This is a genomic window from Micromonospora sp. WMMC250, from assembly GCF_027460215.1.
In the GTDB taxonomy this organism is placed as follows: domain Bacteria; phylum Actinomycetota; class Actinomycetes; order Mycobacteriales; family Micromonosporaceae; genus Micromonospora; species Micromonospora taraxaci.
In genome coordinates this window covers 5,677,499-5,693,485 of sequence record NZ_JAPZBJ010000002.1, presented here as the reverse complement: position 1 = coordinate 5,693,485, position 15,987 = coordinate 5,677,499, and the positions used below count along the sequence as shown (strand labels likewise).

Below are 15,987 nucleotides of genomic sequence, written 5' to 3'. Positions count from 1 at the left end.
GCGCCGCAGGTCAGGTCGGGTCAGCGGCCGGCGAGGTCGAGCACCAACTGCGGGGCGACGCCGAGGACCACGGCGGCCACCGTCGCCACCGCCAGCACCACGGCCACCACACCCACCTGGGGTACGGCCGCAACGCCCCCACCACCCGAGGTGGCGGGAGACGTGGGCGCCCAGAGGGCGGCGGTCACCCGCAGGTAGTAGGCGAGCCCGATCACGGCGTTCAGGGCCACCACGAGCGCCAGCCAGGCCGCACCGCCGTCCAACAGCGCCCGGACCACAGTCACCTTCGCGAACAGGCCGGCGAGCCCCGGTGGCAGGCCGGCCAGGCCCACCAGTGCGAGACCGAGCGCCGCCGCCCGCCACGGGTGCCGGCGGGCCGCCCCGCGCAGATCGTCCAGCGTGCCGCCGTCGGCACCGGTCGGGCGCAGCGCGGTCACCCCGGCGAACGCGGCCAGCTCCAACACCACGAAGAAGACGGCGTACGCCACAGCGGCGGCGTACGCGGCGGACCGGGCGTCGTCGGTGCGGCCGGCGGCCAGCGCCAACGCCCCCAGCGGGGCGAGGATGTAGCCGGCCTGTGCGACGGACGACCACGCGAGCAGTCGGACGGTACGCCGCTGGCGCAGCGCGACCAGGTTGCCGACGGTCATCGTGAGCACCGCGAGGACGGCGAGCACCGGGCCGGTCTGGTCCGCCGGTAGGGCGCGCTGCACCACGGCGAGCAGGGCGACCAGGCCACCCAGTTTCGACGCGGTGGACAGGTACGCGGCCACCGGCAGCGGCGCGCCGTCGTAGGTGGCCGGCGCCCACGCGTGGAACGGCACCGCCGCCACCTTGAAGGCCAACCCGACGAGCAGTACCGCCACCGCGGCGGTGGTCAGTGGCAGGTCCCGAAGCTCCGGCCGCTCGGCGAGCAGCACGCCCAGCCGGTCCAGGTGCAGCCCACCGGTCACCGCGTACAGCAGGGCGGCGCCGAGCAGGGTCAGGGTGGTGGCGACCACGCTGACCACGAAGAACGTCACCGCCGCCTCGGCGCTGGCGAGACTGCCCCGACGCAGGCCCACCAGCACGTACAGCGGCAGGGTCAGCGTCTCCAGGGCGACGATCAGTGTGATCAGGTCGCCGGCCGCGCCGAGCACCACGCCGCCGGTCATCGAGCAGGCCAGCAGGAAGCAGTATTCCCCCACCGGTGACCGCCCGGCCCGTAGCGCGGGCACCGACAGCCCGAGCACCCCCACGGTGAGCAGCGCGACCACCACGCCGATCAGGGCGGCGCGACCGCCGAAGACCCAGGAGCAGTCGGCGCCGACACAGAAGGTCCGCCGCTCACCGCCGACGCCGACCACCGCCGAGCCGACGGCGGTGCCGAGCGCGCCCACCGCGGCCGCCACGATCGTGGCCCGTGGCCGGGCCAGGATCAGGTCGGTGAGGAGCACGAGCACGGCGGTGCCGGCGGCCAGGTAGGCCGGGAGCAGCGCGACGCTGTCCACGCTCTGCACACCAGTCATGGGAGGACCACCCCGATCAGGGCGTCGACGGGGGCCTCGGCGACGCCGAGGACCAGCGCCGGGGCCAGCCCGATGGCCAACGCGAGCAGCACCAGCGGAACCCAGGCGGTCAACTCCGCGCCGGCCAGGCCGGGACCGACCTGCCCGACGGCGGGGCTCGGACGGTGGTGGGTGACCTGACGCAGCAACCGCAGGAAGTACGCGGCGGTGAGCGCCCCGCCGACCGCCGCCAGCACCCCGAGGGTGGTCCAGAGCGGCCCGCCCACCTGCACGGCAGCGATCACCGCGAAGGCCTCGCCCCAGAAGCCGGCCAGCCCGGGCAGGCCGAGCGACGCGATGGCCGCGAACGCGAGCAGACCGGCCAACCGGGGCGCGGTCTCCCGCAGCCCGGACAACTCGGCGAGAGCACCAGTGCCGGTACGGTCCTTCACCGCACCGGCCAGGAAGAACAGCAGACCGGTGATCACGCCGTGTGCGACGTTGCCGATCAGCGCCGCCTGGATGCCGGTGGTGGTCAGCGTGGCGACCCCCAGCAGCACGAAGCCCATGTGCCCCACGCTGGAGTACGCGATCAACCGCTTCACGTCGACCTGGGCCAGGCAGACCAGCGAGCCGACCAGGATCGCGGCGACGGCCAGCACGCCGAGCACCGGCGCCGCCCAGCGGGCACCCTCCGGCGCCACCCCCACCGCCACCCGGATCAGACCGTACGTGCCCATCTTCAGCAGCACCCCGGCCAGCACGACACTGCCCACCGTGGGTGCCTGCGTGTGCGCGTCGGGCAGCCAGGAGTGCAACGGCCACAGCGGGCTCTTCACCGCGAACGCCACCGCGAGCAGCGTGAACGCGGCCAACTGGGTGCCCCGGGACATCCCCGCGCCACCCGTCAACGCCACCACGTCGGCGGTGCCGGCGGCGGCGACCACGACGTACACGCCGACCAGCAGCAGCACCGAGCCGAACAGCGTGTAGAGGGCGAACTTCCGGGCCGCCCGGCGGCGCTCCGCCCCACCCCAGCCGGCGATGATCGCGTACATCGGGAGGAGGACGACTTCGAAGAAGAGGAAGAACAGCACCAGGTCCAGGGCGAGGAACGTGCCCAGGATGCCCACCTCGACCACCAGCAGCAACGCGACCAGCGCCCGGCCGCTGCCGCCGTCGGGCACCCGCCACATCGTGTACGCGCAGCACAGCAACGTGAGCAGCGCGGTCAACACCACCAGCGGCCACGAGATGCCGTCGACGCCGAGATGGAAGCGCAACTCCAGACCCGGCACCCAGGACCGGTCCAGTTCGTGCCACGGGCGCACCGCCGGGGCGTCGGCCGACCAGATGTAACCGTCCGGACGGCCGAACACCAGCGGCACCGCGGCCAGCAGGGTCAACGCCGCAGCGACGGTGCCGACCAGCCGGGCCGCCCGATCCCGGGGCGTCGCCACCACCGCGACCGCGCCGAGCGCCGGCACCGCCAGGACAGCGACGAGCAACACCTGCCCGAGCGTCACCGGACCACCTCTGTTCGCGACTGCGGGGCTCGCAAACCCGGCTCACTCCTCGCGCTCACCGAACCACCTCTGTTCGCGACTGCGGGGCTCGCAAACCCGGCTCACTCCTCGCGCTCACCGAACCACCTCTGTTCGCGACTGCGGGGCTCGCAAAACCGGCTCACTCCTCGCGCTCACCGGACCACCCCGATCAGGGCCGCGGCCAGGCCGATCAGCAGCGCGCCGGCCAGGACGCCGGCGGCGGCCCGGGGCAGCGCCGCCCGGTGCAGCGCGGCCAGCCCCGCGCCCAGCGCGGACGCGGCCCGACCGCTGCCCTCGACAGCGCCGTCCACCACCACCTCGTCGGCCGTACGCGTGGCGCGGGCCAGCGCCCGGACGGGGCGTACGACAAGTGCGTGCTGGACGTCGTCGAGCCGGAACGCGCTGGCGAAGACCGGCCGCAGCGGACCCAGCGTGGTCGCCGGATCGGCGGTCGGATCCCGCCGCCAGCGCAACGTCACCAGCCCGGCGCCGACCAGCAGCAACACGAGCGGCAGCAACAGCCCTGGGCCGAGGTGGACCAGGCCGTCCTCGGAACCGGCCACCGGCACCGTGGGGAAGCGCAGGCGGTCGGCGAACGCACCGACGAAGCCGGCCAGACCGAGCAGAGCGGCGGGTACGGCCAGCAGCAGCACCGGCCAGCGCAGCACGGCCGGTGGGTCGTGCGGTTGGACCAGCGGCAGGCGGGGTGCGCCGAAGAAGGCGCGCAGCAGCAGGCGACCGGCGTACCAGGCGGTGATCGCCACGCCGAGCAACCCGGCCAGCCACACCAGCCAACCCACCCAGGACGGCGCCGGGCCGGTGCCCTCCAGGGCTGCCGACTCGGCCACCGTCAACACGCCGTCCTTGCTCCAGAAGCCGGCGAGCGGCGGCACCCCGGCCAGCGCACCCAGGCCCACCACCGTGCACCAGAACGTCACCGGCATGCTCCGGCGCAGCCCGCCCATCTCCGACATCAGTGTGGTGCCGACCGCGTGGATGACCGCGCCCGCGGCGAGGAACAACAGTGCCTTGAACGCGGCGTGGGTCAGCAGGTGGAACAGCGCCGCCGACGGGGAGCCGACGGCCAGCGCACCGGTCATGTAACCGAGCTGGGACACCGTCGACCAGGCCAGTACGCGTTTGATGTCGTCCTGCGCGGTCGCGGCGAGCGCGCCGAGCAGCACCGTGATCGCGCCGACCACCCCGAGCACCGTCAGCGTCACCGGAGCGGCGGTGAACAGCGGGTAGAGGCGGGCCACCGCGTACACCCCGGCGGCGACCATCGTCGCGGCGTGGATCAGCGCGGAGATCGGCGTCGGGCCGGCCATCGCGTCCGGCAGCCAGGTGTGCAGGGGGAACTGCGCGCTCTTACCGGCGACCCCGGCGAGCAGCAGCAGACCGGCCGCGGTCAACGTCGCGCCGGAGTGGTCGTGGGCGAGCACGTCGGCGATCCGGAAGCTGCCCGTCGACACGCCCAGCAACGCGATGCCGAGCAGGAACCCGACGTCACCGACCCGGGTCACCAGGAACGCCTTCATCGCGGCGGCGGGCGCGCCGGCCAGTCGGCGGTCATGGGCGATCAGCAGGTACGAGCAGAGGCCCATCACCTCCCAACCGACCAGCAGCATGATCAGGTCCCCGGCGACCACCACCAGCAGCATGGCGCCCGTGAAGAGGCTGATCTGGGCGGCGTACGGGGGATAGCGGTGGTCGACGTCGATGTCGTCGTGCGGACCACGCCGCAGGTACCCGATCGAGTAGACCTGCACGGCCAGGGCGACAGCCGTGACCGCCACCGCGACCAGCGCGGCGGCGCCGTCGAGCCGTACGCCGAGGGTCACCGTCAGCCCGCCGAGGTCGACCCAGGTGGTCGAGGTCTCCGTCGGCCCGTCGACGGTCAGCAGCAGCGCGACGGCCAACGCCAACGCGCCGGCCGCACCGGTCACGCCGAACGCGACGGCAGCCTGCCGGGCCCGGCCGCCGCCGGTCGTGTCGTCGCGACGCGGGGCCGCGGGCAGCAGCAGGCCGGCCAGGCCGGCGGTGAGCGGGACGGCGGGCAGCAACGCCCCGATCAGCCCGGTCACCGGCTCGCCTCCGTGTCCAGGACGGCCGTCTCGCGCCCGTCGGCGGTCCGCGCCGGCTCGGTCAGCGGCACGTCGTCGACAGCAACGGTCGCCCGCAGCCGGTAGAGCTGGAGGACGATCGCCAGCCCCACCCCGATCTCGGCGGCGGCGAGGACGATCACGAACAGCGCGAAGACCTGCCCCGAGTGCGGGAGCACGGCGCGGGCGGTGCTGTCCGCGGTGACCAGGATCAGGTTGACCGCGTTGAGCATCAACTCGACCGACATCAGCACCAGCACCGCGTTGCGTCGGCGAAGTACGCCGTAGACGCCCAGCCCGAACAGCAGCGCGGCGGTGACGTACGGGATGACCGGCCTCACCGGCGCCCCCCGGGCTCCGCGTCGGCCAGCTCGCTGGGTGCCGCCGTCGCGCGGCTGGGCGGACGGCCGATGTCCGGTCGGGACAGCACGATCGCGCCCACCAGGGCGGACAACAGCAGCACGGAGAGCACCTCGAACGGCAACACCCAGGACTGGAAGATCTGCTCCCCCAGCCGCTCGGCGGTGCCCGTGTCGGGCAACGCGACGGTGCTCCAGCGGTACGCGTCGACGAGCAGCGCCGTCAACCCCAGCCCCGCGCCGCCGCCGATCAGGGCGGCCGGCCAGCCCGGCCGGTCCAGGTCGTCGGAGGCACCGATCGGCGCCCGGGTCAGCATCACCGCGAACAACAGCAGGACCACCACCGCGCCCACGTAGATCAGCACCTGCACCCAGGCCACCAACTCGGCGCTGAGCACCAGGAAGTCACCGGCCAACGCGCCCAGGCACACCACCAGGTAGAGGCCGGCACGGACCAGGTGTTTCGTGGTCACCACCAGCACACCGGCACCGACCGCCACCGCGCCGAGGGCGAGCAGCAGCACATCCGCCCCGGTCACCGGAACACCTCCCCGGCTCGGGCGGTCACGACGCGGGGTCCTGGTCGGCTTCGGGGCGTACCGATGGAGAAGCCGGACGGGCGGCGGCGGCCTTGCGCGCGGCGGCCGTCTCCTCCTTGGCCGGCTCGCCGTTGGGGTCGTGCGCGGGCGGTGGCGGCACCGTGGCCATCCACTGACCGAGGTGGTCCTTGTCGTGCAGCAGGTCCTTGATGTCGTACTCGGCGTACTCGAACTCCGGCGACCAGTAGAGCGCGTCGAACGGGCAGACCTCGATGCAGATGCCGCAGTACATGCAGAGCGAGAAGTCGATGTCGAACTTGTCCAGCACGTTGCGCTGCCGGGGGCGGGCGGCGCCGGGCACCGCCACCTCCTCCTTGTGGGAGTCGATGTAGATGCACCAGTCCGGACACTCGCGCGCGCAGAGCATGCAGACCGTGCAGTTCTCCTCCGACAGCGCGATCACACCCCGCGAGCGGGGCGGCAGGTCGGGGGCGACGTCCGGGTACTGCTGGGTGGTCGACCGGCTGGTCATCGTCTTGAGGGTGACCGCCAACCCCTTCACCAGGCCCGCGCCGGGCAGGCCCCCGCGTTCGCTGGCGCCACCGTGCTCGCTGGGGTCGCTCATGTCGACCATCCTGCCCTGTGGCCCCGGCGCGCGCGACCACCACCCACAGGTCGACGGCCCTACGGTGGTCGTGGGGAGAACGACACGCCTGGAAGGACCTGCCATGACCGCCGCGCTGCAGAGCGACTACCCGCCCGCAGGCGGATGGACGACTGACGATCTGGAGGCGCTGCCCGAGGATGGCCGCCGCCGGGAACTGCTCGATGGGGTGCTGCTGATGTCCCCCTCTCCCACCCGTACCCACCAGAGCATCGCCGGCCGCCTGGGTGCCGCGCTCGACGAGGACTGCCCCGACGGCTACGACGTGACCCAGGCGGTCGAGGTACGGATCAACCGCACGCGCTCCTTCATCCCCGACGTGCTGATCACCACGGCCGCCGCGGCGGCTCGCGAACCGTCGAAGTACGAGCCGCACGAGGTCGTCGTGGCCATCGAGATCGTCTCGCCCAACACCCGCTCCATCGACCGGGTGTTGAAGCCCGCGCTGTACGCCCAGGCCGGCATCCCGTACTACTGGCGGATCGAGACCGAGGGTGGCGACCTGGAGGTCGTCACCTACCGGATCGACGCGGTGAACGAGGTCTACACCGAGACCGGGCGGTGGACGAAGTTCGTGGACACCGGTGAGCCGTTCCCGATCAACCTGCCGATCAGCCGGATCACGCCCCGGGCCCGCTGACGGCCGGTGGGAGCATCTCGACGCCGAGTTGTTGCAGCAACTGGAACAACTCGGTGCAGCTCCACACCTCGACGATCCGGCCGGCCCCGTCGAAGCGCAGGAACGTCGCACCGGAATAGCTGACCACCTGACCGGTCGGCGGCACCGGCCCGAACTGCCCGACGTGTGTGCCGGCCGCCCGCCAGTGCACCGCCACCCGCTCGCCGGCCGCCACCACGTCCACGATCTTGTAGCGCAGGTCGGGGAAGGCCGCCCGGCGCTCGCGGTGCCAGGCCAACGTCGCCTCCGGCCCGGTGCCGCCCAGCCCCGGGCATTCCTCGGCCACCAACTCGTACGCCGACTCCTCCCGACGCGCGTTCCACACGTCGGCGATGAACCGCCGGGCCGCCGCCTCCACATCCGTCATGCCGGCGAGGGTATCCGGGCTCACCGCGTCGATCGGTCGGAGATCGGCAAGGATGGGGTGCAGGGCAGCAACACGACCGGGAGGCTGACGTGGGCGAGGAAACAGGCGGCAAGTACGTCGAGCCGGGTGGCGAGTTCACCCGCGACCAGCGGTACATCGCCACCCGGATCACCAAGGACGGACGCGACGGGTACCCGGTGGAACCCGGCCGGTACCGGCTGGTGGTCAGTCGGGCCTGCCCGTGGGCCAACCGCCTGATCATCGTGCGACGGCTGCTCGGCCTGGAGGACGCCCTGTCGATGGGGGTGGCCGGCCCCACCCACGATGCGCGGAGTTGGACGTTCGACCTCGACCCGGACGGTCGGGACCCGGTGCTCGGCATCGAGCGCATCCAGGAGGCGTACTTCAAGCGCTTCCCCGGCTACGAGCGCGGCATCACCGTGCCGGCGATCGTGGACGTGCCGACCGGGCAGGTGGTGACCAACGACTACGCGCAGATGAGCCTCGACCTGTCGACGCAGTGGGTCGCGTACCACCGCGACGGCGCGCCCCAGCTCTACCCCGATCACCTCCGCGCCCAGATCGACGAGGTCAACGACGTCGTGTTCCGGGACGTCAACAACGGCGTCTACAGGTGTGGTTTCGCGGGCAGCCAGGAGGCGTACGACAAGGCGTACCACCGGCTCTTCGACCGGCTGGACTGGCTCACCGAGCGGTTGACCGACCAGCGTTACCTGGTCGGCGACACCATCACCGAGGCGGACGTGCGGCTGTTCACCACGCTGGTCCGCTTCGACCCGGTCTACCACGGTCACTTCAAGTGCAACCGGCAGAAGTTGAGTGAGATGCCGGTGCTGTGGGCGTACGCCCGGGACCTGTTCCAGACCCCCGGTTTCGGCGACACCATCGACTTCGACCACATCAAGCGGCACTACTACGAGGTGCACCGCGACATCAACCCGACCGGGATCGTGCCGCTCGGGCCCGGCCTGTCCAACTGGCTCACTCCGCACGGCCGGGACGCGCTGGGTGGCCGCCCCTTCGGCGACGGCACCCCGCCCCCGCCGCCGGTCGAGCCGGTCGACCCCGCGCACACCCCGCTGCGCTGAGCGATCCGACCCACCTCGAAACGCCACGCCGAGCCATCAGGCCCACCTCGATGCGCGATGATCGCGCTCGATCATTGATGTAGTGGCTGCCCGCGCCGACCGACGCCACTACAACCAGGATCGAGCGCGATCATCCCGGGGCGGGGTCACAGGGCGATGCGGACGGCGGCGGTGAGGACCAGTTGCCCGAGGGACGCGGGGACCAGCACCAGCCAGCAGAGCCGTTGCAGCTGGTCCTCGCGCAGCCGGGGGTAGGACACCCGGAGCCAGATGATCACGAATGACACGGCGAAGATCTTGAGTAGCGTCCAGAGCCAGCCGAGCTGGTCGTCGGCGAACGGGCCCTGCCAACCGCCGAGGAACAGCACGGTGGTCAGCGCGGCGATCACCACGATGCCGACGTACTCGGCGAGCAGGAAGAACGCGAAACGCAGCCCGGTGTACTCGGTCATGTAGCCGAAGACCAGCTCCGAGTCGGCCACCGGCATGTCGAACGGCGGGCGGCGGATCTCGGCCAGCCCGGCGACGAAAAAGATGATCATCGCGGGCGCCTGCCAGAGCAGCCACCACGGCTGCCACGCCTCGACGATGCCGGAGAGGCTGAGCGTGCCCGCGGCCATCGCCACCGACGCGGCGGCCAGCACCAACGGCAGCTCGTAACCGAGCAGCTGGGCGGCTCCGCGCAGGCCACCGAGCAGGCTGTACTTGTTCGCCGACGCCCACGCCGACATCAGCACCGCCACGACCCCGACGCCGACCACGGCCAGCACGAAGAACAGGCCGATGTCCAGAGGTTGCCCGACCAGGTCGTTCGGGCCGAGCGGAATGACCAGCAGCACCAGCAGGTAGGGCACCAGCGCCACCGCCGGGGCCAGCCGGAACACCGCGCGGTCCGCCTCGCGCGGGGTCACGTCCTCCTTCTGCACGAACTTGACCCCGTCCGCGACCAGCTGGGCCCAGCCGTGGAAGCCGCCCGCGTACATCGGGCCGAGACGCCCCTGCATGTGCGCCATCACCTTGTGCTCGGCCTGGCCCACCAGCAGCGGCAGGGTGAGGAACGCGACCACCACCCCGCCGATCCGGAGCACCAGCTCCACCCAGAGCGGCATCAGGTCGTACCCCCGTCGTGGTCGGGCCGGTCGTCGCCCGCCGCCTGCCCCGGCGCGGCCGGGTCGGTCGGCGCCGGGCCTCCGCCGGACGCGGGTCCGTCGGTCGAGGCAGGGCCTGCGCCGGGTGCGGGCCGGTCGGCCGGCGCAGGGCCGTCGTCACCGGCGGCAGGCCGGGGAGTACGCGCCGGACGGGCCCCCGGGGCGGGCCGCGCCGGACGCTCGCCGGCCGGCCTGGCCGGGGTGCCGCCGCGCGGGCCCTCCCCCACACCACCCGCGCCGGCCGGGGTGGGCGTGGTGCCCCACTCGCCCGGTGCGGGAACGCCCGGGGGGCGGATCGGTCGACGCCCGCCGCCGGCCTCCGACTCGCCCGGTTCCTTTGCGCCCGGCCAGGGCTTGGCCACCCGGGACGCGAGCACGAACTCCTTGCGCAGCGGGTGCCCCTCGAACTCCGGGGGCAGCAGCAGCGGCCGCAGCTCCCCGTGGCCGGCGAAGTCGATGCCGAACATCTCGTGGGTTTCCCGCTCGTGCCAGGCGGCACCGGGGTAGACGTCGACGACCGAGGCGACAGTGGCCGCGCCGCGCGGCAACCGGGTACGCAGCAGCACACCGTGGCGCAGCCGCGTCGACCAGAGGTGCGCCACCACGTCGAAGCCCTCCGCCAGCTCGTCCACGGCGGAGAGCCAGTCGAAGAAGTCGCAGGCCAGGTCGGTGTCGTCGCGGGCCGCGCGGACAGCGGCCAGCCAATTCGCCGGCGGCACGTCGACTGTGGCGCGCGCGAACCGTTGCCCGCCGGAGACCGACGGGGTCACCTCGACGGGCGCGAGCAGCGCGACCAGCCGAGCGCCGACCTCTTCGGGAGTCATGCCGCTGATCCTAGTGCCGCCCGCACCCGCACCTGGTCGCCGCCGATGCCCGGCGATCTGCCTGCTTTGGGCGCGGCGAAGCCCTCGGCGGGGAAGGATGAGGGAGTGCGCGCTGTGACTGTGAAGCCCGGGGTGGCCAACTCGCTCAGCCTCGTCGAGGACCATCCGGAGCCGGATGCCGAGGACGGCTCGGTCCTGGTCGAGGCGCTGGCGGTCGGCATCTGCGGCACGGACCACGAGATCATCGCCGGGGACTACGGCGAGGCGCCGCCGGGCGCGGACCGCCTGATCATCGGGCACGAGTCGCTGGGCCGGGTGATCGAGGATTCGAGCGGCACCCTGCAACCCGGCGACCTGGTGGCCGGGATCGTCCGGCACCCCGACCCGGTCCCCTGCCCGAACTGCGCGGTCGGCGAGTGGGACATGTGCCGCAACGGTCAGTACACCGAGCACGGCATCAAGGCGCTACCCGGGTTCGCCCGTGACCGCTGGCGGATCGAGCACCCGTACGCGGTCAAGCTCGATCCGGCGCTGGCCCAGGTCGGCGTGCTGTTGGAGCCGACCAGCGTGGTGGCGAAGGCCTGGGACCACATCGAGCGGATCGGGCACCGGGCCGAGTGGCAGCCGCAGACCGTCCTGGTGACCGGGGCCGGCCCGATCGGGCTGCTGGCCGCGTTGCTCGGCACCCAGCGTGGGCTCACCGTGCACGTGCTGGACCGCAACACCGAGGGGCCGAAGCCGGAGCTGGTAGCCGGGCTCGGCGCCACCTACCACACGGTGCCGGTCAACGAGCTGCCGTTCGAACCGGACGTGGTGATCGAGTGCACCGGTGCACCCACCGTCGTCCTCGACGTGATGTGCAAGGCGGCGCCGAACGGGATCGTCTGCCTCGCCGGGGTGTCCAGCGGGGGCCGGACCATCGACTTCGACGCCGGGGCGCTCAACCGGGCGCTGGTGCTGGAGAACAACGTGGTGTTCGGCTCGGTGAACGCCAACCGGCGGCACTGGAGCATGGCCGCGCAGGCGCTCGCCCGCGCCGACCAGGTCTGGCTCGAATCACTCGTCACCCGTCGGGTGCCCGTGAACCGGTACGCCGACGCGTACACCCCCGGGCCGGACGACATCAAGGTGGTGCTGGAGTTCGCGTCCTGAGCGACGACCCGCCGGCTCAGATACCCGGCAGCCGGCCGTTGCGGAACAGGTCGACGAAGAGCTGGTGGTCCTGTCGGGCGCGCACCCCGTACGCGTGCGCGAAGTCCACCAGGTGGGCGACGAAGCCCCGCTCGTCGGTGTCCACCGCCGCGACGATCGCCTCCTCGGTGGAGTAGTCCACCAGGTCGTGACTGGACTCGTCGTCGGCGACCGAGTGCATCCGGGCCACCGCCCGACCGAGGTCGATGAGCACCCCGGTCAGCTCCTCCGGCTCGTTCACGTCGGACCAGTCCAGGTCGGCGGCGTACGGGGACACCTCGGCGACGAGCTGACCGGCGCCGTGCAGCTCGGTGAAGCCCAACCACGGGTCGGCGTGCGCCTGCAACGCCCGCTGCGACTCGGCGGTCCGGTGCCCCTGGTGCTGGAAGTAGCCCCGGACCGTCTCGTCGGTGACGTACCGCGCCACGGCCGGCACCTGCGCCTGCTTCATGTAGATGACGACGTCGTTCTCCAAGGCCTGGGTGTGCCCCTCCAGCAGCAGGTTGTACGACGGCAGTCCGGCCGAGCCGATGCCCACGCCCTTGCGCAGCACGACGTCCTTGATCCGCGCCGCCACCGGCCGTAGCTGCGTCGAGCCGGTCGGCAGGGTGCCCAGGTAGTCCTCGAAGGCGGCGCTCACCAGATCCCGGGTGGCGTCGTCGATCTCGAAAACACCGTCACCGAGGGAGAAGCGCCGCTCGTAGTTGTCGATGGTGGTCTGCGCGGCGAGCAGGTCGACGCGGGTGTTGAGCCGCGCCTGCTGGAGCACCCGGCGCAGCACCCCGTCGGCGTTGTCCAGGGTGATCGAGCCGATCGCGTCGTCACCGCCGGCGGCGATCGCCCGCAGCTCGGTCAGGTACGACCGCGCGAATCCGGCCACCAGGTCCCCGATCGCCGTGTCGGAGAGCGCCTTGCCGTAGCCGAGCAGTGCCACGCTGGCCGCGAGCCGCCGCAGGTCCCAGGTGAACGGGCCGACGTACGCCTCGTCGAAGTCGTTGACGTTGAACACCAGTTGCCCGGACGCGTTCATGTAGGTGCCGAAGTTCTCCGCGTGCAGGTCACCGTGGATCCACACCCGGCTGGTCCGCTCGTCGGAGAACCGGTCGTCGGCGAAGTCGCCGCGCTGGTCGGCGTAGAACAGCGCGGCGCTGCCCCGGTAGAAGGCGAACGGCGACGCCGCCATCTTGCGGAACTTGCGGCGGAAGGCGGCCGGGTCGATCGCCATCGACGCACCGAACTCCTCGGTGAGCACGTCGACGATGTGGGTGGAGCGCCGATCCTCTGGACTGCTCATGAACCGCAGGCTAGCCCGGCTCGGCCACCCCGGACGTCGGACAACCGACTTGCCCCGTTCATCCTGTCCGGGCGGCTCGGCCGCCGTCAGTCGGTGGTGGGCGGGCGTACCGGTGGCGCGGTGAGGGAGTCGACGGAACGCGGGGCAGCGGCTTCGCGGGGCGGCGCGTCCAACGGCGCGGCCAACACGTCGCGCTGCGGCACGCCACCGATGCCGGACTGCTCGGCGGCGATCTTCTCCTGGAGGCGCAGGATGCCGTGCAGCAGCGCCTCCGGCCGGGGCGGGCAGCCAGGCACGTAGACGTCGACGGGGATGAGCTGGTCCACGCCCTTGGTCACCGAGTACGAGTCCCAGTAGGGGCCACCGCAGTTGGAGCAGGCACCGAACGAGATGACGTACTTCGGCTCGGGCATCTGGTCGTAGAGCCGCTTGATCGCCGGAGCCATCTTGTCGGTCACCGTGCCGGAGACCACCATCAGGTCTGCCTGCCGGGGGCCGTGGGCGAACGGGATCACGCCGAGGCGGATGAAGTCGTGGCGACCCATGCTGGTGGCGATGAACTCGATCGCACAGCAGGCCAGGCCGAAGTTGAACACCCAGAGCGAGTAGCGACGCCCCCAGTTCAACACGAACCGGATCGGCTCACCGAGCACTGCCGGTAGCTGCACGACCGCCCCCTTCTGTCCCCCACCGGACAGTCAACCACAGCGACTCCGAGCCTCGTTCCTGGCTTCGCGCCCGGTACGGCGCGCCACGCCCAGCCGCCGACGACGAGAGGCGCAGGTCTGTCCCCCAGACGACAGGAACGCCTACCGGTTCTCCCGCAACCTGCCGGCGTGCCCGAGTGTGTGACCGGTGCTGGCGAACACGCCGCCCGCGGCCACCACGGGGAGGACGAGTGCTTGTGACGAGAGAAGTACAGGTGGGCGGACGACCGCCGGACCCGCTGGGCAACTCCACCTCGGCCGCCGCCGAACTGGTCTTCGACGACTTTTACCACGCCCACTTCCGTTCCCTGGTCGTGCAGCTCACCGCGTACACGGGTGACCGTGGACAGGCGCAGGACCTGGTCCAGGAGGCGTTCTGCCGGGCGTACGCCCGCTGGGACCGGCTCGCCCGTTACGAGGACCCGTTGGCCTGGGTACGCAAGGTTGCCTGGAACCTCGGACACAACCGCTGGCGGCGGTTGCGGACCGCCCAGTCGTGGCTGGTGCGGCAACGGGAGACCCACGTCGCCGGGCCGAGCCCCGACCGGGTCGCTCTCGACGTCGCGCTGGCGAAGTTGCCGCCGAAGCAGCGACGGGCCGTCGTTCTGCACTACCTCGCCGACCTGTCGGTCGCCGAGATCGCCGCGCAGGAGCGGGTCGCCGAGGGCACCGTCAAATCGTGGCTGCACCGGGGCCGCACGGCCCTCGCGACCCATCTGCGGGACACCAACGAGGAGGTGCGGGATGTCTGAGCAGGAGACCCTCGGCCTCGCCGAGGAATTTGCCCACTACCGCCGTACCGTGCTGGACAAGGTCGAGGTGCCCGGTCCCGCCGCCGTCCGCCGGACGGTGCGAGGTCGCAACCGGCGCCGGTGGGGGGCCAGCGCCACGACGTTGCTCGCGCTTTTCGGCGGGTCCGCCATCGGGTACGCGGCGATGAGCGGCCCGGACCACCAGCCGGGTCCGGTCGACCCGACGCCGAGCATCTCGGTGTCGCCCACCCCGGAGGACTCGACGAGCCCGTCCCCCGGTCCCTCGGTGACCACCGGCGGCCCCGCCTCCGCCGCGCCCGACGGCCGGATCAGTCGGGCGCAGTTGCTCGACGCGTCGGTGACCCTGCCGGCGTGGCGGGCCGGGCGCGGCTGCCCGACGTCGGCGGTACGGCTCAGCGGTGACAACCGTGAGGGGGTCAACTGGCTCATCGCTGTCGACCACGGTGACGTCGACGGGGACGGGGCGGTGGAGACGGTGGCACTGGTGCAGTGCGCGCTCGGCACCGGCGGCCCGATGCAGGTGGTCGCCTTCGACCGGGACGAGACGGGGAAGGTGGTCACGCTCGGCCGCGTGGTGGCGACCACCATCGACAAGCCCCAGTGGTTGTTCGCCCTCGACGTGGTGGCCGACGGGACGGTCCGCGTGCAGGTCGGTGACATCGCCCCCGGGGGTGGCTGGGCCGCGAAGTGGTCACAACGGCAGTGGCGGGGCTACCGCTGGAAGGGCGACGCGTTCACCCAGGTCTCCGGGCCGACGAGCTTCGGTCCGAACCCGAATCTGGCGGACGTCTCGGTCACCACCGGCGACCTCGTACTGAGAGTTGCGGACGACGGTTCCCGGACGGGTACGGCCACGGTGCGGATCCGCAACCGGGGCACGGCGCCGGTCGCCCACGTGGTGCTGCGGTTGGGCGTACCCGCGGTGGTGCGCGCGGACGTCGACGGGTGGGAAACGTGCTCGGGCGTCCCAGAGAGCATTGACCCGATCGTCTGCCGTCTGGGTCAGCTCGCCGCCGGGGCGGAGATGCGACTGGACCTGGACTTCCATGTGTTCGAAGGGGACAAGCTGAGCACTGACAGGGCGGACGTGGAGGTCCAGCCGATGGACGGCGAACGTGATGTCCTGCCGGACGTCAACAGCGGCGACAACCTGGTTCAGATGAAGATGATCTACGGCTGACGATCGCCGGCCGCGCC

General features: G+C 72.1%; 15 protein-coding genes and 1 pseudogene. 5 read left to right on the top strand and 11 right to left on the bottom strand.

What is annotated here, in order from left to right; all coding sequences use genetic code 11:
• Positions 1-20 precede the first annotated feature (20 nt).
• The 6 genes from O3438_RS25740 to O3438_RS25715 all read right to left on the bottom strand — a co-directional run bounded on the left by O3438_RS25740 (position 21) and on the right by O3438_RS25715 (position 6,668).
• Complete coding sequence (locus O3438_RS25740; protein ID WP_269682289.1) at positions 21-1,508, bottom strand: NADH-quinone oxidoreductase subunit N; 1,488 nt, start codon at positions 1,506-1,508, stop codon at positions 21-23.
• On the bottom strand, positions 1,505-3,013 hold the full coding sequence (locus O3438_RS25735; protein ID WP_269682288.1) for a complex I subunit 4 family protein: 1,509 nt from the start codon (positions 3,011-3,013) through the stop codon (positions 1,505-1,507). The genes O3438_RS25740 and O3438_RS25735 overlap by 4 nt, the downstream gene beginning before the upstream one ends.
• 173 nt (positions 3,014-3,186) lie before the next feature.
• Complete coding sequence (locus O3438_RS25730; protein WP_269682287.1) at positions 3,187-5,118, bottom strand: NADH-quinone oxidoreductase subunit 5 family protein; 1,932 nt, start codon at positions 5,116-5,118, stop codon at positions 3,187-3,189.
• Positions 5,115-5,477 (bottom strand): NADH-quinone oxidoreductase subunit NuoK, encoded by a 363-nt coding sequence (gene nuoK, locus O3438_RS25725; protein ID WP_269682286.1) that lies wholly within the window; start codon positions 5,475-5,477, stop codon positions 5,115-5,117. The genes O3438_RS25730 and nuoK overlap by 4 nt, the downstream gene beginning before the upstream one ends.
• Entirely contained in the window at positions 5,474-6,034 is a 561-nt protein-coding gene (locus O3438_RS25720) for an NADH-quinone oxidoreductase subunit J family protein (protein ID WP_269682285.1), read from the bottom strand. The genes nuoK and O3438_RS25720 overlap by 4 nt, the downstream gene beginning before the upstream one ends.
• Before the next feature lie 25 nt (positions 6,035-6,059).
• Entirely contained in the window at positions 6,060-6,668 is a 609-nt protein-coding gene (locus tag O3438_RS25715; protein ID WP_145778859.1) for a NuoI/complex I 23 kDa subunit family protein, read from the bottom strand.
• A 94-nt stretch (positions 6,669-6,762) separates the two neighbouring features.
• On the opposite strand from O3438_RS25715, the gene O3438_RS25710 reads away from it, so the two are divergent.
• Positions 6,763-7,338: a Uma2 family endonuclease gene (locus O3438_RS25710; RefSeq protein ID WP_269682284.1), complete on the top strand. Its 576-nt coding sequence runs from the start codon at positions 6,763-6,765 to the stop codon at positions 7,336-7,338.
• Here the strand turns inward: O3438_RS25710 and O3438_RS25705 are convergent.
• Complete coding sequence (locus O3438_RS25705) at positions 7,319-7,744, bottom strand: ester cyclase (RefSeq protein WP_269682283.1); 426 nt, start codon at positions 7,742-7,744, stop codon at positions 7,319-7,321. The two genes, O3438_RS25710 and O3438_RS25705, sit on opposite strands and share 20 nt — an antisense overlap.
• Positions 7,745-7,833: 89 nt before the next feature.
• Between O3438_RS25705 and O3438_RS25700 the strand changes: the two genes are divergently transcribed.
• Entirely contained in the window at positions 7,834-8,853 is a 1,020-nt protein-coding gene (locus O3438_RS25700) for a glutathione S-transferase family protein (protein ID WP_269682282.1), read from the top strand.
• Between the two features lie 146 nt (positions 8,854-8,999).
• On the opposite strand, the gene O3438_RS25695 is transcribed toward O3438_RS25700, so the two are convergent.
• Positions 9,000-9,962, bottom strand: a complete 963-nt coding sequence (locus tag O3438_RS25695; protein WP_145778856.1) for a complex I subunit 1/NuoH family protein — start codon at positions 9,960-9,962, stop codon at positions 9,000-9,002.
• Positions 9,963-10,228: 266 nt separating this feature from the next.
• A pseudogene (locus tag O3438_RS25690) lies at positions 10,229-10,825 on the bottom strand (NADH-quinone oxidoreductase subunit C); the annotation flags it as partial.
• Between the two features lie 105 nt (positions 10,826-10,930).
• On the opposite strand from O3438_RS25690, the gene O3438_RS25685 reads away from it, so the two are divergent.
• Positions 10,931-11,977 (top strand): glucose 1-dehydrogenase, encoded by a 1,047-nt coding sequence (locus tag O3438_RS25685; protein ID WP_269682281.1) that lies wholly within the window; start codon positions 10,931-10,933, stop codon positions 11,975-11,977.
• A gap of 16 nt (positions 11,978-11,993) precedes the next feature.
• On the opposite strand, the gene O3438_RS25680 is transcribed toward O3438_RS25685, so the two are convergent.
• Entirely contained in the window at positions 11,994-13,310 is a 1,317-nt protein-coding gene (locus O3438_RS25680) for a DUF2252 domain-containing protein (protein WP_269682280.1), read from the bottom strand.
• Between the two features lie 86 nt (positions 13,311-13,396).
• Positions 13,397-13,978: an NADH-quinone oxidoreductase subunit B gene (locus tag O3438_RS25675; RefSeq protein ID WP_269682279.1), complete on the bottom strand. Its 582-nt coding sequence runs from the start codon at positions 13,976-13,978 to the stop codon at positions 13,397-13,399.
• Between the two features lie 254 nt (positions 13,979-14,232).
• Between O3438_RS25675 and O3438_RS25670 the strand changes: the two genes are divergently transcribed.
• Together O3438_RS25670 and O3438_RS25665 are read left to right on the top strand one after the other, a co-directional pair.
• Positions 14,233-14,769, top strand: a complete 537-nt coding sequence (locus O3438_RS25670) for a SigE family RNA polymerase sigma factor (RefSeq protein ID WP_269682278.1) — start codon at positions 14,233-14,235, stop codon at positions 14,767-14,769.
• Positions 14,762-15,970 carry a hypothetical protein gene (locus O3438_RS25665; RefSeq protein WP_269682277.1) on the top strand — a complete coding sequence of 403 codons (1,209 nt, stop codon included), beginning with the start codon at positions 14,762-14,764 and terminating at the stop codon, positions 15,968-15,970. The genes O3438_RS25670 and O3438_RS25665 overlap by 8 nt, the downstream gene beginning before the upstream one ends.
• The last annotated feature ends 17 nt before the right edge of the window (positions 15,971-15,987 follow it).